The 22968-nt window shown below is 57.9% G+C and carries 18 protein-coding genes and 2 pseudogenes; 11 read left to right on the top strand and 9 right to left on the bottom strand.

Features of this window, described 5'->3' with window-relative positions; translation table 11 throughout:
* The 6 genes from murF to menD form a co-directional block, all read right to left on the bottom strand.
* Nucleotides 1–1350 carry a UDP-N-acetylmuramoyl-tripeptide--D-alanyl-D-alanine ligase gene (gene murF, locus KR100_RS07390; protein WP_038544471.1) on the bottom strand — a complete coding sequence of 450 codons (1350 nt, stop codon included), beginning with the start codon at nt 1348–1350 and terminating at the stop codon, nt 1–3.
* A complete protein-coding gene (locus KR100_RS07385) occupies nt 1350–2090 on the bottom strand; it encodes a hypothetical protein (protein WP_051847382.1) in 741 nt (246 codons plus the stop codon). Before KR100_RS07385 ends, murF begins: the two co-directional genes overlap by 1 nt.
* A gap of 2 nt (nt 2091–2092) precedes the next feature.
* Nucleotides 2093–3637, bottom strand: a complete 1545-nt coding sequence (gene glgA / locus KR100_RS07380; RefSeq protein ID WP_038544466.1) for a glycogen synthase GlgA — start codon at nt 3635–3637, stop codon at nt 2093–2095.
* 64 nt (nt 3638–3701) lie between these two features.
* Nucleotides 3702–4247: a L,D-transpeptidase gene (locus KR100_RS07375; protein WP_038544464.1), complete on the bottom strand. Its 546-nt coding sequence runs from the start codon at nt 4245–4247 to the stop codon at nt 3702–3704.
* A 4-nt stretch (nt 4248–4251) separates the two neighbouring features.
* A complete protein-coding gene (gene menB, locus KR100_RS07370; protein WP_038544462.1) occupies nt 4252–5121 on the bottom strand; it encodes a 1,4-dihydroxy-2-naphthoyl-CoA synthase in 870 nt (289 codons plus the stop codon).
* A 4-nt stretch (nt 5122–5125) separates the two neighbouring features.
* The gene (gene menD / locus KR100_RS07365; protein ID WP_038548277.1) at nt 5126–6817 is read right to left on the bottom strand and encodes a 2-succinyl-5-enolpyruvyl-6-hydroxy-3-cyclohexene-1-carboxylic-acid synthase; all 1692 of its coding nucleotides are present in this window, start codon (nt 6815–6817) and stop codon (nt 5126–5128) included.
* A 94-nt stretch (nt 6818–6911) separates the two neighbouring features.
* Here menD and KR100_RS07360 point away from each other — a divergent pair, with 94 nt between their 5' ends.
* From KR100_RS07360 to KR100_RS07350, 3 genes are read left to right on the top strand one after another with little or no spacing between them, the layout of a single operon-like run.
* Nucleotides 6912–7853, top strand: coding sequence for a helix-turn-helix transcriptional regulator (locus KR100_RS07360; protein WP_081858886.1), 942 nt, complete (start codon nt 6912–6914; stop codon nt 7851–7853).
* 41 nt (nt 7854–7894) lie between these two features.
* Complete coding sequence (gene lepB, locus KR100_RS07355; RefSeq protein ID WP_038544457.1) at nt 7895–8518, top strand: signal peptidase I; 624 nt, start codon at nt 7895–7897, stop codon at nt 8516–8518.
* A 15-nt stretch (nt 8519–8533) separates the two neighbouring features.
* Nucleotides 8534–8887 carry a DUF760 domain-containing protein gene (locus KR100_RS07350; RefSeq protein WP_038544455.1) on the top strand — a complete coding sequence of 118 codons (354 nt, stop codon included), beginning with the start codon at nt 8534–8536 and terminating at the stop codon, nt 8885–8887.
* On the opposite strand, the gene KR100_RS07345 is transcribed toward KR100_RS07350, so the two are convergent.
* Nucleotides 8884–10059, bottom strand: a complete 1176-nt coding sequence (locus KR100_RS07345; protein ID WP_038544452.1) for a DUF4336 domain-containing protein — start codon at nt 10057–10059, stop codon at nt 8884–8886. The two genes, KR100_RS07350 and KR100_RS07345, sit on opposite strands and share 4 nt — an antisense overlap.
* 223 nt (nt 10060–10282) lie before the next feature.
* Between KR100_RS07345 and KR100_RS16335 the strand changes: the two genes are divergently transcribed.
* From KR100_RS16335 to KR100_RS07325, 3 genes are all read left to right on the top strand, one after another.
* Nucleotides 10283–14893, top strand: coding sequence for a hypothetical protein (locus tag KR100_RS16335; protein WP_051847378.1), 4611 nt, complete (start codon nt 10283–10285; stop codon nt 14891–14893).
* Nucleotides 14894–15745: 852 nt separating this feature from the next.
* Nucleotides 15746–16861 carry a DUF1254 domain-containing protein gene (locus KR100_RS07330; RefSeq protein WP_239420289.1) on the top strand — a complete coding sequence of 372 codons (1116 nt, stop codon included), beginning with the start codon at nt 15746–15748 and terminating at the stop codon, nt 16859–16861.
* A gap of 145 nt (nt 16862–17006) precedes the next feature.
* Complete coding sequence (locus KR100_RS07325) at nt 17007–17999, top strand: DUF1214 domain-containing protein (protein ID WP_038548265.1); 993 nt, start codon at nt 17007–17009, stop codon at nt 17997–17999.
* 265 nt (nt 18000–18264) lie between these two features.
* Here KR100_RS07325 and KR100_RS07320 read toward each other — a convergent pair whose 3' ends face one another.
* The gene (locus KR100_RS07320) at nt 18265–19644 is read right to left on the bottom strand and encodes an FAD-binding oxidoreductase (RefSeq protein ID WP_038544450.1); all 1380 of its coding nucleotides are present in this window, start codon (nt 19642–19644) and stop codon (nt 18265–18267) included.
* A 737-nt stretch (nt 19645–20381) separates the two neighbouring features.
* Here KR100_RS07320 and KR100_RS16535 point away from each other — a divergent pair.
* The 5 genes and pseudogenes from KR100_RS16535 (at nt 20382) to KR100_RS15770 (ending at nt 22238) form a co-directional block, all read left to right on the top strand.
* Complete coding sequence (locus KR100_RS16535; RefSeq protein WP_038544448.1) at nt 20382–20573, top strand: hypothetical protein; 192 nt, start codon at nt 20382–20384, stop codon at nt 20571–20573.
* A 58-nt stretch (nt 20574–20631) separates the two neighbouring features.
* Entirely contained in the window at nt 20632–20799 is a 168-nt protein-coding gene (locus KR100_RS16530; protein ID WP_204207656.1) for a hypothetical protein, read from the top strand.
* A pseudogene (locus KR100_RS17035) lies at nt 20772–21407 on the top strand (hypothetical protein); the annotation flags it as partial. The gene KR100_RS16530 and the pseudogene KR100_RS17035, both read left to right, overlap by 28 nt.
* Nucleotides 21408–21457: 50 nt before the next feature.
* Nucleotides 21458–21556, top strand: a pseudogene (locus KR100_RS17030) (hypothetical protein); the annotation flags it as partial.
* Nucleotides 21557–22070: 514 nt separating this feature from the next.
* Nucleotides 22071–22238, top strand: coding sequence for a hypothetical protein (locus KR100_RS15770; RefSeq protein WP_156097970.1), 168 nt, complete (start codon nt 22071–22073; stop codon nt 22236–22238).
* 125 nt (nt 22239–22363) lie between these two features.
* Here KR100_RS15770 and KR100_RS07305 read toward each other — a convergent pair whose 3' ends face one another.
* Nucleotides 22364–22597 carry a hypothetical protein gene (locus KR100_RS07305; protein WP_038544444.1) on the bottom strand — a complete coding sequence of 78 codons (234 nt, stop codon included), beginning with the start codon at nt 22595–22597 and terminating at the stop codon, nt 22364–22366.
* Between the last annotated feature and the right edge of the window lie 371 nt (nt 22598–22968).

The raw sequence follows: 22968 nt of genomic DNA, 5'->3' as shown, positions 1-22968 counted from the left end.
TCAGAAACGCGGCAGCATCGGTATCAATCGCTCCAGGGCGACACCACGACTCCCCTTCAGCAGCACAACATCGCCTTGTCTGAGCCAATGGGACAGAGGCTCAGCGGCTGCCTCCGGTGCAGACACCACAGCCAGACGCTCGATGGCGGCAGCAGCTTTCGCCATCGCGGCTGCTTCAGGCTCTGAGGCGACAACCACCAGGCCATCCAGTTTCAAGGCAGCCGCTCGGGCGGCGATGGATGCGTGAAGCTCCACACTGCGATCACCGAGCTCAAGCATCGTGCCAAGAACGGCAAAGCGACGACCTGGTTGTGTTGCCAGGAGATCCAGCGCGGCAAGCACAGCCTCCGGTGAGGCGTTGTAGGTCTCATCCAGGATGATCAGGCCGTCCTTGTCCAATCGGCGATTGCGCCCGCCTGGAACGTCAACCCTGAGATCGGTGAGACTGGCCGGTGGAACTCCCAATTCCCTCGCCACCGCCAGAGCAAGCAGAAAATTACGCGCGTTGTGACGGCCATCGAGGGGAAGGTTGAGGCATTGGCCATCCACAACGATCTGATCACCCTCAAGGTTGCCGATCAGGTCGGCATCGACGTCTACATCGTCGTCAAGTCGAACGCGAATTACTCTGCCTGACCAGACTCTGGACAGGGACGCCTCCAGCAGCGAATCACCGGCTGGGATCACGACCGCGCCGTCCCGGCTGAGGTGTGTCGCAATTTCACATTTGGCAGCGGCGATGGCCTCGCGACTTCCGAGCCGACCGATGTGTGCCGTGCCAATGTTGGTGATCACGGCGAGATCCGGTTCCGTGCAACACGAAAGCCGGGCGATCTCACCCGGTCCGCGCATCCCCATCTCCACAACAAGGGCTCGATGGCTGCTGTCTGCCTGCAGCAGCGTCAACGGCACACCAATGTCGTTGTTGTTGTTTCCACTGCTGGCCTGAACCGGTCCCAGCGGCATCAGAACCGATCGGATCAATTCACGCGTGGTTGTCTTGCCGGCGGAGCCTGTGACGGCAATGACGGGCTGCTGCAAATCACGACGATGAAGCAGACCTAACTGCTGGTAGGCCTCAAGGGTGTCATCGACTCGCCAATGCAGAAGATCAGGCGGAACCGCTTGTCGCCAGGCACGCGACACCACGGCTGCCTGGGCGGCATGGTTCGGCAGGTTGTCCAGGAAGGTATGACCGTCAAAACGTTCACCAACCAGCGGCACGAAAAAATCTCCCGGGTTCAGCCGCCGACTGTCGGTGCAGACCGATCCAAGTGGCGCGTCCGGCAAAAACACGCCAGCCGCTGGTGGCCCCCACAGATCAATCAACTGCTGGATCACCAGGGTCATCAGGACACCTCGACATCGAACAGGATCATGCCGTCACCCACCCGCGCCGAGCGACCCAAGGAACAATCCTCGTCATCAAGCAACGTGAGGGATCCATAACCGAGATCCTCGGCGATGGACTGCCAGGTCTCAGCCTGCTCCTGACGGCTACCAGCCTGGAGCGCTCGCCAACCCGATCGCGACACCCTCAACACAAGGCGATTGGCGCGCAGATCCGGTTCCGCAGACTCCAGCAGATTGTCAGGCGTATCGCCATCGATCATCAGGTTGAGAAGGGGATCAATCTGGAGTGCAGGCGGGGCTGGCGGAACGGATGGAGGCGGAATGGATTGTTCAGCTGAGGAGCCGATGCTTGAAGACGGCGCAGCGTCATCGCGATTGCTCCCCAAATTGTCTCCTGGCAACGCAGGGGTCGCGAGCTCGTCTGCGTCGGTTGCCTGAAGGCTCTGACTGGTTGATGTCGATGGACCATCACCAAGCTGCTCAACTGGGGCTTCAACGGAATGGGACAGGCTCAACCAGCGCAAGCCCGCTGCGGGCAACGCAAGAACGAGGGCGAGCAGCAGAGGCCAGAAGAACGGTGCCCAGGCAGGGGGCCAGAAGGCTGGGACCGAGAGATCACCTTCACGGTTGCGTCGCGACAGTTCTCTGATGCGCAGACCGAGATCGGCCAGCACAGCTCGGAGATTGCGACCGAATTCCCGCCAGGGGCTGGTGTATGGCGCCGGCAGATTGGGCAAGGTCAGCCGTTACGTCGTCCGAACAATCTGTTGAGGGGATTGCGACGGCTGGCACTCGCCGGGGCAGGGATGGGCTCGGGGACTGATTCAACCTGGGCGTCGTCAGGCCGTGAAGGATCGGCCTCCTGACCGCGTGAGAACTGTTCCACAGCTGCAGCGTCGGGGGTGGGCTCCTTCAGTCCGCAGACATCGCGATACATCAGGTCGTAATCCGCAGCGGATCGGTTCCAGCTGTAATCCTGAGTCATGCCCCGTTTCTGCAGGGCCATCCAGCTGGTCTGATGGCGGAAGGCCTCCCATGCCCTCACAAGAGAGGTGTAAAAATCAACCGGTTCAAAGCGATCAAAGCAGAAGCCGGTGCCGATCTCCTCCGCCGGAACATGGGGAGGCACCGTGTCGACAAGACCACCCACCTTGCGTACCACGGGGACTGAGCCGTAGCGCATGGCATACAGCTGACTGATGCCGCAGGGCTCAAAACGACTCGGCATCAGGAACGCATCGCTACCGGCGTAAATCAACCGCGACAGGTCGTCGTCGTAGGTGAGAAACACAGCGCAGCGACCCGGGTGGCGGGATGCCAGCTGCCAGAGACCCGACTCCAGTCCGCGATCACCGGTGCCGAGTACGACGATCTGGGTGTCGGTGTAGGCGAACAGGCGGTCGGCAACCTGCAGCAGCAGGTCGACACCCTTCTGATCAACAAGCCGGCTCACCATGCCGAGCACAAAGGCATCCTCCCGGACCGCCAGACCCATCCGCTCCTGCAGAACACGCTTGCAGGTGGCCTTGCCGGAAAGGTCCTCCACACTGAAGCGGGCCGGCAGGGAGGTATCCGTTGACGGATCCCAGGCCTCGAGATCGATCCCATTGAGGATGCCTCGGAGTTTTCCTGAAACGAAGTTGAGAAGACCCTCCAGCTTTTCGCCGTATTCCGTCGTTCGGATCTCCTGGGCGTAGGTGGGAGACACGGCATTGACCCGGTCGGCGTAGAGCAGGGCAGCTGCCATCGTGTGATCTCCCTGCATGTACCAGGGGCACCAGGTGATGCGGTCCAATTTCCAGCGCCAGGGTCCCTGGTACTTGAGGTTGTGGATCGTGAACACGGTGCTGATATCCGGGTCCTGATGCATCCACACGGGAATCATTCCGGTGTGCCAATCGTGGCAGTGCAGCACCTGAGGTTTCCAGACGTTCCAGGCAAATTCAGCGGCTGCCAGGGCAAAGAAGGTGAAACGCCAGTCCTCGTCTTCTCCGCCGTAGATCCGCTCAGGATCAAACACGGGATGACCCACCAGATAGATCGTCAGGCCGCTGACGGGATGCTTGGTCTCGAAAACGGCGAATTCGGTGCCCATCGCCTGAGCTCGCCAGATCGGCTCATCAGGGATCTGCAGCTTGCTCCAGAGCTTTCCATAGCCCGGCATGATCAGCCGAACATCGTGGCCGAGTTTGGAAAGGGCCGGTGGCAGCGAGCCCACCACATCCCCCATCCCGCCGACCTTGATCATCGGAGCGCATTCGGCGGCAGCAAAGAGAATGCGCATCAAACAGCCTCTGGATCGGCGCGACTTTAGAGGCAATTCCCCCGGTCGCTCACTGCGGAGACGCTCAGGGCAGAACAGTGACAGCCATGCCGAGCTTGACCTGCCGGTACAGGGATTTCACATCCTCGTTGTAAAGACGGACGCAGCCGTGGGAAATCGCGCGACCCACCGTCCAGCGATGGGGTGTGCCGTGAAAACCTGTCGTGGTGCAGCCCTTGATCGTGACCCAGGACTGCCCGTCGTGGGCATCGCGGCCGAGGCAGTCGTGATGAAAAGCGATCCAGTGACTGCCGAGGGGATTGTCCGGTCCCTGGTCCTCCACCCGTTCACCGGTCACGGGATGCACCCAGATCGGCTGATTGATCTTTTCGATCACGCGGAACGTCCCTGTGGGGGTCTCCCAACCAGGCATCCCAACGGCCACGGGGAAGGCGCTTCTGAGGCTGCCGCCCTCCAGCAACAGCAGCCGGCGTCGCCCACGCAGCATCACGATGTGGCGCTCCGGCATCTGCCGCAGCTCCTCCGGAACGGAGGCCAGCGCCATCATCAGGGAATCAACCGCCCCCGCCTGAATCAGTGGAGCCGGTTCAGGCAGGGTGAGAGGAAGCATGGCATCAAGGTAACCAGCCCGTTGAGGAAAAATCAGGGGGGCGTTTGTCCAGGAAGGCATCACGGCCTTCCAACGCCTCATCGGTTCTGTAGAAGAGATGGGTGGCCTGGCCGGCCAACTCCTGCAGACCAGCCAAGCCATCGGTTTCGGCATTGAAGCTGGCCTTGAGGCAGCGAATCGCCGTCGGGCTGTGCTGCAGCACCTCCTTCGCCCAGCGCACCCCCTCAGCCTCCAGCTCCTCCAGCGGAACCACCGCATTCACCAGACCCATCCGGAGCGCCTGCTCGGCTCCGTAGCGGCGGCAGAGAAACCAGATCTCGCGCGCTTTGCGCTGGCCCACCACCCGCGCCAGAAAACCGGCCCCAAAGCCGCCGTCGAAGCTTCCGACCTTCGGTCCGGTCTGACCGAACACGGCATTGTCCGCCGCCAGGCTGAGATCACAGAGCAGATGCAACACCTGACCACCCCCGATGGCGTAACCAGCCACGAGTGCGATCACCACCTTGGGAAGACTGCGGATGATGCGCTGCAGATCCAGCACATTCAGCCGCGGCAGGCCGTCCTCACCCACATAGCCGCCGTCGCCACGCACGCTCTGATCGCCACCTGAGCAGAAGGCATAGCCACCGTCCTTGGCGGGACCCACCCCGGTGAACAGCACCACGCCGATCTGGCGGTCATCACGGATGCGGGTGAAGGCATCGCAGAGCTCAACGACGGTCTGCGGACGAAAGGCATTGCGCTTGCCCGGGCGGTTGATCGCCACCCGGGCAATGCCCTCCGGACATCTATCCAGAAGGATGTCGGAGTAGTCGCCCCAGGACTGCCATGCCACGGCGACTGGACCGGGAAGAACCTGCCGTGGCTGAGACATCGACTTAAGGCGTCAACAGTTCATTCTGAGCAGCGGCGCGCAGACGCTGACGCAAGCCAGCATCGTGGAGACGGTTCGTGCTCACCCGCAACAGGGCCGGACCCTGAACCATCAAGCCCCATTCCAGAGCATCCGGCAGATCCTCCAGGCAGGCCAGCTGCCTTGTTGGAATGCCGTGGGCTGAGGCCAGAGCCAATGGATCAACACCCTGGGGCATCGCAAACAGCTGGTCGAATTGCTCCGGCGAGCCAGTCTCAATCGACAGCTGCCCAAAGATGCCGCCGCCGGCGTTATCGATCAGAACAACCAGCAAAGCCGGATCGCAGTTGCGGGCATGCAGCCAGCCATTGCTGTCGTGGAGGAGAGCGAGATCTCCCGTGATCAGAACCGTCCGGCCTTGCACCATCGCCAGACCCATCGCCAGCGACAGCGTTCCATCAATGCCTGAGGCACCGCGAAAGCTGAAACAGCGTCGGTGACTGCCGCCGGAGCCGCTCCAGACCATCCAGTCGCGCACAGGGGAACTGGCGGCGAGCATCACCGGAACCGTCTCAGGCAGCAGCCGTGCCAGGGCACGTGCCAGAGCCGGTTCATTGGCCACGCCGCCACAGGGAATCTGAGAGTCAAGAAGAACCCCCACCCTCTCATCGAGTTGCTCCAGAGCGCTCGAAGGGGCGAGAGAACCATCAGGTTGCTGGGCCAGCCAGGCCTGCATACCCCCAGGCCACTGGCTTGCGCGGCCGAGTGGATCAAGACAGCGTGGATCCCCTTCGCTGATCAGCAGCTGAGGACCGTTCAACACCGACAGCCACTGTTCAAGCCTGCGGCTGGCAGGCATGGGACCGAGCCGCAGCACCTGCAGGGACTCAGCGACGGGCACGGCATCCAACAACAGCTCCCAGTGGTGCAGTCGCCCCGGCAGATCCACTGGCAAGGCGGATAACGGATCCGCCAACAGAGGCCAACCACTGCGCTGCAGCCATCCACGAACGGATTTCTGATACGGGCCCAGACCAGACGCAAGGCCTCTCCAGGGACCGGCCACCACCACACCGGGCAGGGAAGGATCCAACGACTGGGGGGCGTTTAACGGAAGCGGAGTCGCCGAATCGATCGCAACCGGATCGGCCTGGCTGCTGATCAGGGCTGCAAGGCCGTCCTCCTGTTCTGCAACGGAGGCATGCAGCGGTTCCTCAAAGGGAAGGTTGAGATGAACGGGCCCGGCAGCGGCAGTGACGCTGCCATGGGCCTGCTTCCAGCTGCTAGAGGCGAGGCGATCAAGCTCATCCAGCGCTGCAAAGTGCAATCCTTCCAGCGGCCCGGTACCTGCCCAACGACAGGCCGGCTGCAGAAACTCTTCCTGATTGACGGTTTGATTCGCCCCGCAGTTTTTGAGCCTGGCTGGACGATCAGCCGTCAGGAGCAACAAAGGTTGGCAGGAGCGATCCGCCTCCACAGCAGCCGGCAAGAGATTGGCGACCGCCGTGCCGGAGCTGGTGACCACGGCCACGGCTCTGCCGGACGCTGTTGCCATCCCCAGCGCCAGAAATGCAGCAGACCGCTCATCGATGGCGGTCGTCAGCCATAGATCACCCCGCCGTGCCAGCAGCCCAGCGGCGCTGGCCAACGCCCCGGAGCGGCTGCCAGGGCAGAGCACCAGTCGCTCAAGACCACAGCGCCTGAAGGACAGCAGCAAGCCGAGAGCAACCCGGATATTCTCGGCAGCAACCGAAAGCAATAGCCAAATGCTTTTTTGAATTTTGCTGCAGCAGCTGGCTAACAGCGATTTGTTGCCGGGATGGTCTCGTGCTCGATCAACCTCGCCGACCATCACGATCGACCATTCATTTCTAAGCAGCGGTGAGCTCGAGCAACTCTGCAGAACGATCGGCTATCGGTGTCGCATCACGCAGATCACCCCTGGTCCGTTGATCGGGCGCATACGCGTGTCGAAAACTCTGGGGTTTCCAGTCGTCAGGATTGATTCCAGCCAAGGATTGAACTTCCAGGGTGATCGCAATCCAGCCGTGATGCAGATCGCCATTGAACTGAATCAAGACCTGGAACTTCATCTGGTGAAGGGAGAGCGACTTCCTCCCCATGCCTTTTCAGGTTTCCAAGGGAGTTCGTCGGAGATTTTCTTTTCGATCTCCCCTGGAGCCAGCATGTGCGTCGGCTCAATGCCAAAAGACCATGTGCGCTCACTGGCCGGTGAAATCTACGGCGACCCTGTTCTTGAGCGACTGCATCACCAGAACATCTGCCAGGTGAAACCTGCACACTTCGCTCGGATGGCTCAGACCCTTGTCCGGGGCGCCAGCAACAACGTGCCATCTCAAACCTGCGCTGCAGACGCTGACGACGCCGTCCTCTCTTTTCTTGAAGGAATTGATCAGTCAGATCAGCAAAACGCCCCTTCGCGCGCTTACAGGAACGTTGATCTCGTTCGCGACTTCGTGGCTCTCACGCACGAGAGTTGCTCCGACACTGCGCTCACCATGTCTGATCTCACCCAAAGGTTGTTCATCAGCAAAACCGTGCTTTCGGTTGCAATCCGCCAGGCAACGGGCCTGAGTCCATTGACGTTGATGCGCAATGTGCGTCTTGAACAGGTCCGCAAGGCATTGCTCAGCGGACTGCACTCAGGAAGCGTTGGAGATGTCGCCCTCCGCTATGGCTTTCCAAGCCGTGGTCATTTCAGCCGCGACTACTGCGATCTGTTCGGAGAATGACCCCGTGAGACGCTCATGAAACGCTGAGGATTTCGAAGCCGTTGACCAATCCCTCCGCACCGCCCAACGACAAGCCGGCCGGCCATTTTTGGCGCAATTTGATTCTCTGGGGCCTGTTGGCAATCCTGGTGCGTTGGATTGTGATTGAGCCCCGCTGGATCCCATCTGGATCGATGCTGCCCACCCTGCAACTGCAGGACCGAATCCTTGTCGAGAAGATCCGCCCGCGCATCAGCCGGCGGCAAGGGACACCGCTACCGCTGGACAGCATTGTGGTGTTTGCTGCTCCACCGCAGCTGGTCGAGGCCGGGTACGACCCCTCAGCCGCCCTGATCAAACGGGTTGTGGGACGGCCGGGAGATCAGTTGGAAGTCCGTGATGGCATCTTGATCCGCAATGGAGAAAGCCTGGAGGAACCCTGGCTGGCGGAATCGATCGATTACTCGATGAAGCCGGTGACCATTGCTCCAAATCAACTCTGGGTGATGGGCGACAACCGAAACACCAGCCTGGACTCCCACCTCTGGGGAGCACTTCCGCAGGACAAGGTGATCGGGACAGCGGTCTGGCGCTACTGGCCGCCAGTGCGATTCGGTCCGATTCGGATCTCCGCCGACAATCAGGACGGTGCAAATCCGGAGCCTGCGTTAAGGTCGGGGCCGTGACGCAGATCACACAGGATGTTTAATCCCGAGTTTTTGACCACGGAACACAACGACGGTCAAGCGGGGAACAGCCTGATCCAGTACCTGCAGGAACAATCTCCGGACACGCTCCAGCGTGTCGCCCGCTCAGCCAGCGGCGAAATCCAGGACATCATTCGCCACAACGTTCAGGGGTTGCTGGGCATGCTTCCTGGCGAGCACTTCGAAGTGAAGGTCACCGCCAACCGCGACAACCTGGCCAACATGCTCGCCTCCGCGATGATGACGGGCTACTTCCTCCGCCAGATGGAGCAGCGCAAGGAGCTGGAGGAAAACCTCTTTGCTGACGATGAAATGGCGATCGAACCAGACGACCAGCTCAATCTCTAGGTGACCGGATGTCTGGGAACCACTCCTAGATCCAGTAAACGCTGATCAATCGAGCCGAGAAAAGCCCAGCTGGCCTCACTGGACGCCCAGCTTTTCTCAGAGAGTTGAGTCTTAAAGGCTGTGCTCTGCTCAGTCCCGAATTGGAGCGGCGCACTGTAATGAGCTGGCACGAGCCAAGCCATGTCACTGAACTGGGAGACGGCCTCGAGCCACTGCATCAGTGTTGAGAGCGCGCGCGGCAGCACCAGCCGTTCGACAACCGGCGCCACCTGGAGCCGAGGCTCTGTGTCGCCCATCAATCCAGCGGCCAGCTCCTGCCAACCAGGCGTCCAGCGGAAGGGATAGATGCCGAAATGGGCCTTAGACGAGCGCAGCCCTGGACGGAAGGCATCGCGCAACAACTCCGGCAGCGCTGGCACCTGCAGCGGCTCCGGCCGAAGGTATGAGGCGAAGAGCACCAGACGGGCCCAACCGCGACGGCGTGCCTCGGGAGAATCCGTAAGTGGCTCATCGCCCCGCTCGCGGGCATGGAACAACAGCGGCGTTGGATCGAGGTCGAACAGGGCCGGTGGCTCGGCACTGATGCCCACAAGGGCGTCGGTCACCAACAGAGCGCCTGACGGACGATGGAAACAGGACACCTCCTGAAAACGACCGACACCAAGATCGAGGGGTCCCAGCGACAACCACTCACAAACCTCGTCATGGGGCACACCATCGTCGAGCAGGATTCGCGTTCGACCTTGAGGGATGCCGAGCCAGGAGGAGGGAAGGGAGATGGGAAAACTCCACTGACCAGGGCACAGCCAGAGGTCTGCCTGCGGGAAGGCCCGGGCCAGGGGAGGCAGTGGCAACTTGTGCTCGAGCCCGGAGGCGGTGGGCAGAACGATCGAGCGCACCGGCCCATGCTGCTGCTCGAGTTCGGCAATCGCCTGGCGCAGCTCACGGGTCGGCGGCAAGGGATTCACCAGCATCAAGCCACCGGGCACCTTGGCGACAGTGAGGCGAACAGGAACCGCCACGTAGTACACCCCCTGGAGCTGCTCAAGACTCCAGAGCTGCCCAGGAATCAGCTCACTGAACACCGTGCGGCGGCGGCCATAGGGATACAACGGCAGCAGTGGCCACCTGGGCCAGCGCTGATCAGCAGGTTGGACGCCGGCAGCAACCACGCAGTTCAGGTTACGTACCTTCGATTCTGCCCAGGGGCGAGATCAGGCAGCGACCTTTTGAAACTGGGCCAACGGCCAGTGGCCGGAACCAACCACGGGACCTCCTGAACACCTGACACCGAACCAGAACTGCGGCGACATCCAATAGCGTCTGATTCGGATCAAAAACCATTGCAAATACAAGGGCAGAGCAATTAAAAGGGTTCCAAGAACCAATGCTCTGTTGGCTGCGCTCCAACTCCTCACCAGCACAGACAGCGCGGCGGGCGAGTCCCGCAGAGCATTGACCGCAGCGATCCACGCCGTGGATCAACGGCTCAGGCGTTGGCAATCAAGACCAAAGGCCTGGCAACAATTGCTGCACCAGGTTTTTGGCCGTTCGGCTCCCGTTGCCCTCAGTGGCATCAGCGTCGAGATTCTCGACGGCCACACCATGGCCGGGCTGCATGGCGCTTACACCCATGCAGATCCCAAGGGAGAGGAACGGATCTATCTCAATGCCGATTGGCTCGCATCAGCCAACGCGGCGGCCGTGGAAGCAGTGCTGCTGGAAGAACTCGGACACGCTCTTGATTGGCGGATCAATGGCAGCAACGACACAGCCGGTGATGAAGGAGCGATCTTTTCGGCGCTGATCCGCGCTGTTGCGGTCCCATTCGTTGAAACCAGCCAGAACGACCATCACACCCTGATCGTCAACGGCCAGCGCATTGCCGTGGAAGCCGCTGCTCCAACGCTCACAGCATCGGCCAGCCCACAATTCAGCGCCATTGCCATCAACGCCGGAGTTCCATCCGGTGCTGTCGGCACCCTTGTTTCAGCCCTGATTGATTCAGGCGGAAGCCTCAATAACTTCAGCGATAGCGATGGTGATTCACCGGCCATTGCCATCATCGGCACCAACTTGAATGGTGGAACGCTCTACTACTCCACCAACAACGGCACGTCTTGGAGTGATGTCGGCACGGTTTCAGAGACATCAGCGCGGGTTCTCTATGCCGACAGCAACACCCGATTGGCCTTCGCGCCTGCGACCGACTACAGCGGCACGATCAGTGACCTGATCACCTTCAAAGCCTGGGATCGCACCGGAGCGGAATCGATCAGCGGCGCCCCAACACTCACCGGTACCTACGACACTTCGGGCACTGCCTGGACTGTCACCCTCTCAGCCGACGGCAACACCGCATACGTCGGGGATGCGAATGCAGGTTTACAGATCATTGACGTCAGCAACCCCGCCAGCCCCTCGCTGACAGCCACCCTTGACACCTCCGGAAATGCCTATGGAGTCGCTCTTTCGGCCGACGGCAACACCGCCTTCGTGGCGGATGGCGGCAGCGGTTTGCAGATCATTGATGTCAGCAACCCCGCCAGCCCATCCCTGACTGCCACCCTCAACACCTCGGGCAGTGCATTCCGCGTCGACCTGTCGGCCGATGGCAACACCGCCTTCGTCGCCGACTTGCACAGCGGGCTGCAAATCATTGATGTCAGCAATCTCGCCAGCCCGTCGCTCACAGCCACCTACAACACCCCGGGCAGTGCTTATGACGTCACTCTTTCCGCCGATGGTGACACCGCCTTCGTGGCGGATGGCTCCCACCGTCTTCTGATCATTGATGTCAGCAACCTCGCGAGCCCATCCCTCACTGGCGAATATTACAAAGCTTGGCACGGCTTTAATTACCTCACTCTTTCGGCTGATGGCAACACTGCCTTCGTCTCAGGGGGACTTTCAGGCCTAAGCATCTTCAACGTCAGCAACCCTGCTAGCCCCTCCCTTACCGCCACCCTTGATACCTCGAGCAGTGCCCGTGTCGTCACCCTCTCGGCCGATGGCAACACCGCCTTCGTAGCCGATAACGCAGACGGCCTTGACATCATCAACGTCAGCGACCCCGCCAGCCCCTCCCTCACAGCCACCCTCGACACCTCCGGAAATGCCTATGGAGTCGCTCTCTCGGCCGACGGCAACACCGCCTTCGTGGCCGATAGCAGCGGGGGGGGATTGCAGATCATTGATGTTGTCGATCCAGCGGCCAATGGCGCTGCTTCGATCGCGACCGCACCTTCGCTGACCGGCACCTACAACACCTCGGGCTCTGCTAGAGACGTCACCCTCTCGGCCGATGGCAACACAGCCTTCGTCGCCGATTATCAGGACGGCTTGGACATCATCAATGTCAGCGACCCCGCCAGCCCAACCTTAAGCGGCAATTTCAACACCTCGAGCAGTGCCCTTGGCGTCGCCCTGTCGGCCGATGGCAACACAGCCTTCGTCGCCGATTATCAGGACGGCTTGGACATCATCAATGTCAGCGACCCCACCAACCCAACCCTCAGGGGCAGGCGACAAACCTCGGCCCAGGCCAATGGCCTCGCCCTATCAGCCGATGGCAACACCGTCTACGTGGCCGTTCAGTTGGACGGCTTGGACATCATCGACGTCAGCGACCCCACCAACCCAATCGTCAGTGGCAACTTCAACACCTCGCGCTTTGCCTATGAGGTCGTCCTCTCAGCTGATGGCAACACCGCCTTCGTCGCCGACTATGACAACCTGGCCATCATTAATGTCAGCAACCCTGCTAGCCCCTCCCTTACTGCCACCCTTGAAATCCCAGCCGAAGACGGTGATTCGGTCAGTACCAATGGCGTCACCCTTTCCGCCGATGGCAACACCGCCTTCGTCGCGAGTAGCAACGACGGCCTCCACATCATTGATATCAGCGACCTCGCCAGCCCATCACTGACCGCCACCCTTGACACCTCGGGCAGTGCCCGTGGAGTCACCCTCTCCGCCGATGGCAACACAGCCTTCGTGGCGGATTACAACAGCGGTTTGCAGATCATTGATATCGGCCATCCCCAGCATTTTTCAACGGCGAGTGATACCGCAAGTATTGAAATTTCAGGCCCAACACTCACATCCGCCACCTACAACGCCTCCTCTGGTGCCCTCGCCGTCACCGGCGCCAATCTCACCGCCAATTCAGGCGCCGATAACGACATCGACGTCTCCAAACTCACCATCACCGGAGAAGGCAGCAACACCTACACCCTCACCACCGGCGACGTTGAACTCACCTCAGCCACCGCCTTCTCCATCACCCTCAACGCCGCCGATCAACTCCAGCTCGCCGGCCTGCTGAATAAAAACGGCACTGCCTCCGGCGGCGGCACCACCTACAACATCGCCGCTGCTCTGAACTGGAATCCAGGCGCCAGTTCCGCTCCAGCCGACAGCACCGGCAATGCCGTCACCGTCTCCAATGTCACCGCGCCAAGCCTCGGCTCCGCCACCTACGACGATTCCAGCGGGGTTCTCGCTCTCACCGGCAGCAACCTGCCCGCCTACTCCGGCGCAAGCAACGACATCGATGTCTCCAGGCTCACCATCACCGGTGGCTCTGGCAGCACCTACACCCTCACCTCCAGCGACGTTGAGCTGACATCGGCGACGGCCGCCAGCATCACCCTCAACAGCACCGATCAGAGCAACCTCGATTCCCTGCTCAACAAGAACGGCACCGCCTCAACCCAAGGCACCACCTACAACATCGCCGCTGCTGATGACTGGGCACCAGGCGCTGACAGCAGCACCGACATTGCCGATCTAACCGGCAACGCCATCACCGTCTCCAATGTTCCGGCGCCATCGCCATCGCCGGGGCCGTCACCCTCTCCCAGCCCCTCGCCATCTCCGGCTTCATCACCATCGCCGGAACCATCACCGGTGCCCTTCGAGCTGGCAGCTCCTGACACCACACAGCTCACCCCAACTCCCACGCCAGAGTCCCAAAAAGCAGCAACGTCCCCTGATGGGATGCCTCCACTGGTGATGGAAATTGTCCCGTTAATGGTGAAAAAACGACGCTCGTCGTATCGCATCAAGCGACAGACCGAACGGGGTACTGAGCTGCTGGATATCAACAACGCCGCAACAGGAAATGAACTGGATCACAGGGGAGATCCAATCACATACTCAATCACAGCTGGCAACAACAACAATCTTTTCAGCGTCAATCAACATGGGATCATATCTTTCACGAAAGACAAACAGTATCAGCGAGAATTGGATTCTGTGCACTCTCTCACGATTCAGGGCGCCAGCAAAAACTATATCAATCCCTCCATCATTGAAGCCGTTATTGTTTTCAAAAAACGACAAAAGTTATCTTGCGATAATAAAAGTCGATCGAATTCCCTCAAGAGCGATCAATTGATCGGCAGTCGCTGCAGCGACTCTTTGGAAGGAGACACAGATGCAAACGTGTTACGCGGCAAACAAGGAGATGATCGAATCAAGCCCAAAGCTGGTGATGATCTTGTCAAAGCCAATCCTGGAGAAGACACGGTCCGAGCAGGGCGAGGGGACGACACCTGTGGAGGAGGACAAGGCTCTGATCGTCTGCGAGGCAATCAAGGGCAAGATCTTCTCCGGGGCAAACGTGATGATGATCAACTCCTCGGCGGCAAGGGGAACGACACCCTGCGTGGAGGCTCAGGCGATGACAAGCTCAATGGCAACACAGGCAAGGATCGCCTCGAGGGCAAGCGCGGAGACGACAACCTCCACGGCGGTGATGACGACGACACCCTGATCGGTGGATCCGGTGCTGATCGTTTCGTTCTCTCAACCGGCAATGACACCATCACGGATTTCAACCCAAATCAAGGTGATCAACTCGTCATCGGCCCGGACCTCACTCTCTCCTTTCAACAGGACGGCGATCATCTACTCCTGCTCGACGACGCCAATTCCATCCAAACCACCCTGCGCAACACCACACTCGATCAACTGCTCATTGCTCATCCCGAGCTCGCTTGATTGAGACATCAACCATGGGCGCTGGGCTCAGACCAGTTGCACACCATCCAGCCCAGTTGCACAAAATTCCAGGGACAACTCAGGGACAATACCCTTAGACCAGTTCCGACAACTAGGAGCCAAGCGGCAGCAGCGGCCACCAAGGCCATCTCTGGTCCTGCGCCGAGATGCCCTCAGTTGCACTCAGATTTCCTGCCATCACTCAAATCAGCTGTTCCATGGTCTCTTTTCATGCATGTGGGCACACTCATAGTCATAGCGACCAAGAGTTATCAAGACGACTTCTTGATTCCAGAGAAATTCACCCCGTGGAGCGAGTGGATTGATCTTGCAGAGATGAATACCCCCTTGCAGAAGTCCTTGACGAAACATGTTTCCAAGAGTACTTCGATGGACTGCGAGATAAGAAGCCAATTCACGAGTGCGCATCCAGGCAGCAGGGATGTCTGACATCTGAGTCAAGTCACTTCATCAACCAACCGGGGTGTCAATTCAATTCTGAGAGAGCCTTTGAGCTATGGGATTAGCAATGACCTCATCCACGAGAGTCATCCTCATGGAGAGCTGCCAACCCTGGTGCCGAGGCTTCGATATTCATGACTCCTTCCAAGGCCTTGCAGAGTGTGGCCATTACTGAAGGAAGCTCTCGTCCCTGAAGGACAGCGCTGGCTTCTAGGTGATGCCTCAAACTGCATTCGACCATCGCCAGCAGTTCCTTGGCGCAATCTCCAACAATTCGAGCTGTTGTTATCGGAACGTCTCTAGCTGCTGTTGGGAGCGCTCAGTTGTCTCCCTAAGATGAATGCTTAGCCCAAAATCTTTGCTAAAGTTAAAACATCTTTTTAAACTTAAGTGGTGAATCAGATCAAGCCTGCTTTTTGTCTTGCGACTATCATCGCAGCAACCTTGGCGATGAGTGACAACACTCCCGGTTTTGCTAGCAGCAGGCCATCAGAGTGTGACGACATCAAGCCTGCACTTAAAAAAGAAAGCTCAACGACGAAAGCTATCGTCAATGCAGAAAACTACGCTTTTGCTGAGACGGAAATAATTCTTGGTGATTATGTTCAAAAAATTGCCAAGGCGACCTGTTCAGACGGGATGGGTGTGTTCATGCATTTCCGAAAGGCAATGGATCCAAAAGATAAAACTATATTGAGGCCAAACTTCGATACATTGTACTCATCAGCTGTTGTCGACTTGAAAAGTCCAGCGACAATTACCTTGCCAGCCTCCGATCGGTTGCAAATCCTGGAAGTCGTTAGCGCTTATCACTGGATTCCATTGGTCACAAGCAACCCCGGCGTCTACGAGATAACAGAAGAAATGGTGGGTAGTCGCTTCGCATTCATCATCATTCGCACCCAGGTAAACATGCAGGATCCCGCTGATCTTGAGCGGGTGGGCGAAATTCAAGATAAAATAACAATTCGCCAAAAGAATCGCGGCAAATTCGTGCAAACCAAAGATTGGGATAGGAGTCAAATGCTTTCGATGCGATCTGACTATCAAAAAGAAAAAGATGTGAAAGGTATTAGCAGTGAAGAAATCTTTGGCGATAAGGGTGAAATCAGTTCAGAGATGAGAAATATTGGGGTTGCCTTCGGGTGGGGGGCTCTGACAAAAGAGGGAGCTGTTTATCCTTCCATTGCCATTCCCGGCTCTGACGAGGAATTTACACTCGTACTCAAAGATGTCCCTATGGCAGGCAATGCTTTTTGGTCGGTAACTATTTACGACAAAGACGGATTCGCCCAAGGAGAGAATTACAATATAAATAGCTCCTTTGCAATGCAGAATAAAGATGGCAGCTATGTGCTTAATTTCGGAAAGAATTCAGCCAAAGAAAATTTCTTAGAAATTTACCCAGGCTCAAATGCAACACTTCGCATCTACTCTCCGCAAAAGCCCTATTTTGATGGAAGTTGGAAAGTTCCCGAAATGCAATCCGCTGCTAGTCGTCAGTAAATATGTTGAGCAAGCCTGCATTAGTCGGCTTGCTGCAAATATCCCCCTTGTAGGGATTAAAACCGCGTTCCCCTTCAGAATTTCTGAGATGTCTCACCGCCTTCGTCGTTTCCTCTGTCTCCTGCCTCTGCTGACTCTGAGTCCAATGGCAGCAGCACAGGAAACTGTCGAGTCCTACTTGAGGGAGTTTCCGAATCAGGAACAGGTCAAGATGATGAACACTTGGCTGGAGAAGAACGAAAAGGGAAGCTTCCAGTTCACCGGTTTGGTGGATCCCAGCGACACCACTGTGGTCACACCACAAGCCACTGTCGACTATGGCTACAACTGGTTCTCGATCTCAGACGGCCCGGCGATCCTGACAACGCCGACTTACGACAAATTCCTGTCGGTGTCCGTCTTCGATATGAAGCACAATGCGCCGGCTGTCATTACCAACCCAACAAAGCCGATCCTGCTCAAACGACCTGGCCAAGCGATGCCCGAGGGCGACTTTGAGGTGGTTGAGCTTGAAACGGATCAAGGTCTTGTGCTGACCAGGATGGTCGTTGTCAACAACCTGGTCGCAGTCGTCGCCTCCCGCAGCCAATTCCAGATGCAGGGCGGTAAGGGAAACATGCAGCGTGAGGTCCAGCACTTCAGCCCAGTAACGGAAAAGAACGCTCAGGCCGTGATCGACACTGTGATCACCTATCTCAACCCCGATGACGCCTTCGGTCGGGTCAGCGGTGACGTGAGCTTCCTCGACCTCGCAGCCGGGGTGAAGTTGGGCCAGCTAGGAACGCCTTCAGACACGGTCCGTTACGGGACCATCATGGTCGACAACACCGGCGCACCTTTGCGCGGTGATGCGACGTATGTCGTAACTGTGCCGGCAGGGCTCTACAACCCGGGCGGCTACTTCTCGGTAACCCTCTATGGAACCGACAACAAACTGCTGATCCCGAACGATCTGAAGATCTACGACCGGACCACATTCTCTTCAGAGCCGAACCAAGACGGAACAACAACCATCACACTCAGTCCGAATGGGAGCGGAAAAAACGGCATTCCCACTGGCAAAGACTTCTATGGGATCCTTCGTGCATACGTGCCAGCACCCGGTGCAATCATGAAAGTGAAGGTCGAGCGGCGATAGCGAAAAGCGATGCTTGGGTAGCAGCTTCTTCAGAAATAACTGGTCGAGCAGCACAATCACGCGATACGAAAACTGGATGCAGTTGCTGGATCCAGCAGTTGCCCACATTCACGACCAGTCGCACAAAAAACCAGAGACAACTCAGGGACAAGCCACTCAGGCCTGCTCCTACAACAAAGAGCTCAGTGGCAGCAGCGGCCAGAAACTCCAACGTTGAATCACAGCCACGCTCTGAGTCAATGCAGTGATTCTGCAGAGGAATGGGTCAGGCCCGGCCAAACAACGTCGCGTAGTGCCGATACCAGTCGCTCTGAAACCGGCAGTCGGGGTCATGCATCAGCTTCGCGTCGAGGAACTCCGAAAATCGCGGGTAGCACGTCTCGACCTGTTCCCTCGTCGCCCACGGGTGATAAGTGAGATAGAACCGCCCCCCAAGCTCGATCACCCGGTCGATGATCCGACGAAAATCGGCCTGGGCTTTCTTGATGCCTTCCGGCGTGTGCATGACATGCAGGTTGCAGACGATGCAAACGCTTCTCCGGGTCGCCCACGGGAGAAAGCTCTCCTCGTCGGGCTCGATGAACCGGATGGTTCCATAGGTCATGTCGACTCCATGGCGAATGAAGTCCTGACGCACCTCGATCAGAAACGGGAGCAGTGAGTCCCGGTCGACGTAGACCTCCGTGATCATCTCGGTCCCCTGATCGGTGGAGACCACGGCGTCATAGCCTTCGAACACCGTTGAAAGCTGGTGGGCATCCGACCAGTAGACCTGGCCCGAAGTTCCTAGATAGAACTGCTTGTAGGTCGCAAAGGCCTTTTGCTTGTTGGTTCGCGCGAGTCGATAGAGATCGGCCCAGTCGGACGCCGCCATCTGGCGGGTCTCTTCGGGAACGGGAGTGTCGTCGGGCACCGGCCGGTAGCACGAGAAGACTCCGGGATGGAACTCCTCGCCGCTATGCAGGTCGATCGAGTACTGACAGTCACCGAAAACGAAACCATCCTCGATCGCCACATCGATCCGGGGCATGAGATCCCTGACCGCGATGACCTCCACCAACCTCTTCACCTTGAACCGAGGCACCAGTCGAATCGTGACCCGGGTCACCACGCCGAAGAGTCCATACCCGCCGATCGCGAGGGCGAAGAGCTCACGATTCTCGGTTCGACTGCACACCTTCAGGCGTCCATCGGCATCGATGATCCGGAAAGACTCGATGTCTGAAACGAACGGCGGAAATCGAAGTCCCCGACCATGGATATTGGAGGAGAGCGAACCCGCGATGGAGACCTGATCGATTCCGGTCTGCTTCTGCCGCACCGCCCAGATCGTTTCACTCCCGTCCTGATCGGCGTGGAGGTAACCGATCAATTCCGGCCACATGATTCCACCCTCAACGTCGATCAGACCGTTCCGACGATCGAAGTCAACGATCCGATCCATCCCACGTAGATCGAGATGCACGGTTCCAGTCCCGAACTGCTGCCCCCCCATCGAATGCCGGCCGCCGGCCATGGAGATCGAATCGCCCGCCTCGGCCGCAGTGAGGATCGCCTTCCGAACCTCCTCCTCCGAACGCGGCGAGAGGATGGTCTTCACATGGGTGGGATTCAGGCGGGATTGAGCATCATTAACTTCAGGCATAAGAAGAGGCTTCTTCGATCAACGTGGTCATGGATGAGACGGTCATTCATTCGGAAGTGTCCAACACGATGGCCTCGCCATGAGCGTGTCTGCCCCCGGGTCTTCTCGTCGAGCAATTCGAATCGCAGATTCTCGGTGGCCGCGTCACCATCCCAGGGCCCGACGACGAAATGAGGACGTTGTATCAGATCAGCCGGCAACGTCCAACACAAGCGCGATGTCGATCCGATTGGTGACTGCTCTCCAAGGCTCGGGCATGCCACAACGCATCAGTTTCTTTGCAAATATTTCAGGTGCTGAAGTTATTTCGTTCGACCTTATCCAAGGATTAAATCAATGGGGGAGGGGGCAAGAAACCTGATGCAGATCAAGGGCTGTACTTGCAAGATTCACTCGACATGCAGATCAGATTTACAACCGTGTCCATCACTTAACCGGAAGCGACTTTGCAGCCACGAATAGACCTGGTGTTTCGTATCCGAGTGGAACAACACCGTCATCAGGACGATGCTGGAGGACAAGTTCTATCAACAGGAAAAGATTTACAATATCCATTCCCGATATTTTTGATTAGCAAATCTAAATTTTAATCGGATACAGGACAAAATAAGAGTTTTATTTGATCGATTATTTTGATGCCTGGAATCTCGATAATGCCTCGTTCAAATTGTTTTCTGCCAGCTTAACGTCGGCGACTTATGATTCATCAAGAGCAACCTTAGTCTCCACCTACATCAATGTCCCCCACCATTTCAGTTGCCATCAATGATGGTGGTGATGGACGCCTCAACGCAGCAGAAGACTCCTCCGTCACCATCTCTGGCACCACCTCCGGCGCAGAAGATGGACAAACCGTTTCCATCAACATCTCCTCCTCTGCTGGCGGCACTCCCATCAACACCACCGCCACCGTCAACAGCAACGGCTAAACCGTCACTGGTCTTGATCTCTCCTCCCTTAACGACGGATCCCTCACCATCACCGCCGATGTCGATGATCTGGCCGGCAATTCAGCAACGCAAGCCTCCGATTCCACAACCAAAGACACAGCAGCTCCAACCATTTCTGTTGCCATCAACGATGGTGGTGATGGACGTCTCAACGCAACAGAAGACTCCTCCGTCACCATCTCTGGCACCACCTCCGGCGCAGTAGATGGACAAACCGTTTCCATCAACATCTCCTCCTCTGCTGGTGGCACACACATCAACACCACCGCCACCGTCAACAGCAACAGCTATTCCGTCACTGGTCTTGATCTCTCCTCCCTTGACGACGGTACCCTCACCATCACCGCCGATGTCGATGATCTGGCCGGCAATTCAGCAACGCAAGCCTCCGATTCCACAACCAAAGACACCACTCTTTCTCCGAGCCCATCTCCAAGCCCTAGCCCCAGCCCATCTCCAAGCCCTGGCACCAGCCCATCTCAAGCTGCCACTCCAACCCCCAAGCCAACTCCGTCGCCAACGCCAACTCCACTCCCAAAAGAGACCAGCAAACAACTCGATCAAGATCCATCCACGCCCTGTGATTTATCCAGCGGTAAAGATCTCCGCGGCCATTCCGGCGCTGACACCCTAAAAGGCGCTGGCGGTAATGACACCCTGATCGCACAAGCCTGCTCTGACCTCATCATCGCCCGCGGCTGCCATGACATCGCCTACGGCGGCAGCCATCGCGACACCCTTAAAGGCGGTGCCGGCGATGACACACTCCTTGGCAGGCGCGGCAAGGACACACTCCTCGGCGGTAGTGGCAACGATCGGCTCATCGGTGGCCATCAGAACGATCAACTCAAGGCCAAGTCGGCGACGACAGCCTCAAAGGCGGAGCCGGCAAGGATGCACTCAAAGGCGGGCGTGGCAAGGACACCCTGCGTGGCGGTGATGGCGACGACACCCTGATCGGTGGATCCGGTGCTGATCGTTTTGTTTTCTCAACCGGCAACGACACCATCACGGATTTCAAATACAAACAGGGCGATCAGCTTGCCATCGACCCGGACCTCAATCTTTCCGTCCAACAGGACGGCGATCATCTACTCCTGCTCGACGACGCCAATTCCATCAACACCACCCTGCGCAACACCTCACGCGATCATCTGCTCACTGCTCATCCCGAGTTGGCTTGATCAATCCATAGACCCTTGGCCCAGGTCTTATCCCACGTGCACAAACTCATACAAACTCAGGCCCGGTGCACCATGTTGGATCACTCCAAGTGACTCGTGCGCTCGTCGTGCTGCAACACCATCACCGGCTGGAATGTTGATTTCCTGGCAACACTGGACAAGTGCTTGACGTCGCATTTAGAACCGAGATGTAGTCACCACTACATATCGTTCACCTCGCTACCGCGGGGCGCAGCTCGATCCAAGCCATGGAACGGGGGCTTGGGCTTTGCCAGGAGCTGTAATGACGTCGTTGTACTGGAACGGTTCAGCCTTTGCGCCTGTGAACAAGGCCAAAGCACAAAGAGAGGCTGCTGCTCTTCGTCTCGAATCTGCATTCATGGCAGCGGATGCCATTCCTTCAGACAGATACCGCGGCATTCGGTATCTGCGCCAAAATGGATTTGCCGCAATTCGCTGATCGTTTTGGTTGGCGTTGATCAAGCATTGGGGTCAGATGATGGTTGCTTCCGGGTGACATCCACCTGGCGTAGCCGCAAACTGACGCCTCCTTACTGACGATCTGTGAGCCTTTTCTATGGGCCTCTAGCCGAGTGCGTTGCCGCAAGATGATGGCGCCGGTGCTGATCGTTTTGTTCTCTCAACCGGCAACGACAACATCACCGTTTCAAGCCCAGTCAGGGTGATCTGGTCGCTATCGACCAGGCCCCCACTCTCTCTTTTCAGCAAAACATCGATCATCCTCTCCTGCGCAACGACAGCAACAGCTTCCAGACAATCCTGCGCAACACCAGCCTCGTTCAACGTCTCGCTGCTCATCCCGAGCGGACTGGAACAACTGACACACCATGGCCGCAGGTCTCATCCCAATGGAACAAATTCAGACCCAGTGGGACAAAAACTAGCGATCTCACAGGGGCAAAACCCTTTGACCAGTTCCGACAACTTGGAGTTAAGTGGCCTCATCGGCCGCCAGGTTCAGGGTTGATCCCAGGTTGGATGGCGGAAGCAGTCGAGCAGCAGAGCTTTTGAAACAGCACGCAGACCAGTGGCAACATCAAGTGCTTGTAAGCCGATTTTGCACCGCTCCAGACGAAACCCCTGAAAAACTCTGACAACAACAGAATGAGGCCTTAAAATTTATAAAAGCTTGAAAAATCAACCATAAACTTGCACAAATTGGAATAACT

This window comes from Synechococcus sp. KORDI-100 (assembly GCF_000737535.1).
Classification (GTDB): Bacteria; Cyanobacteriota; Cyanobacteriia; order PCC-6307; family Cyanobiaceae; genus Parasynechococcus.
Note: the sequence above shows the minus strand (reverse complement) of the source record. Positions and strands in the feature narration are given on the sequence as shown.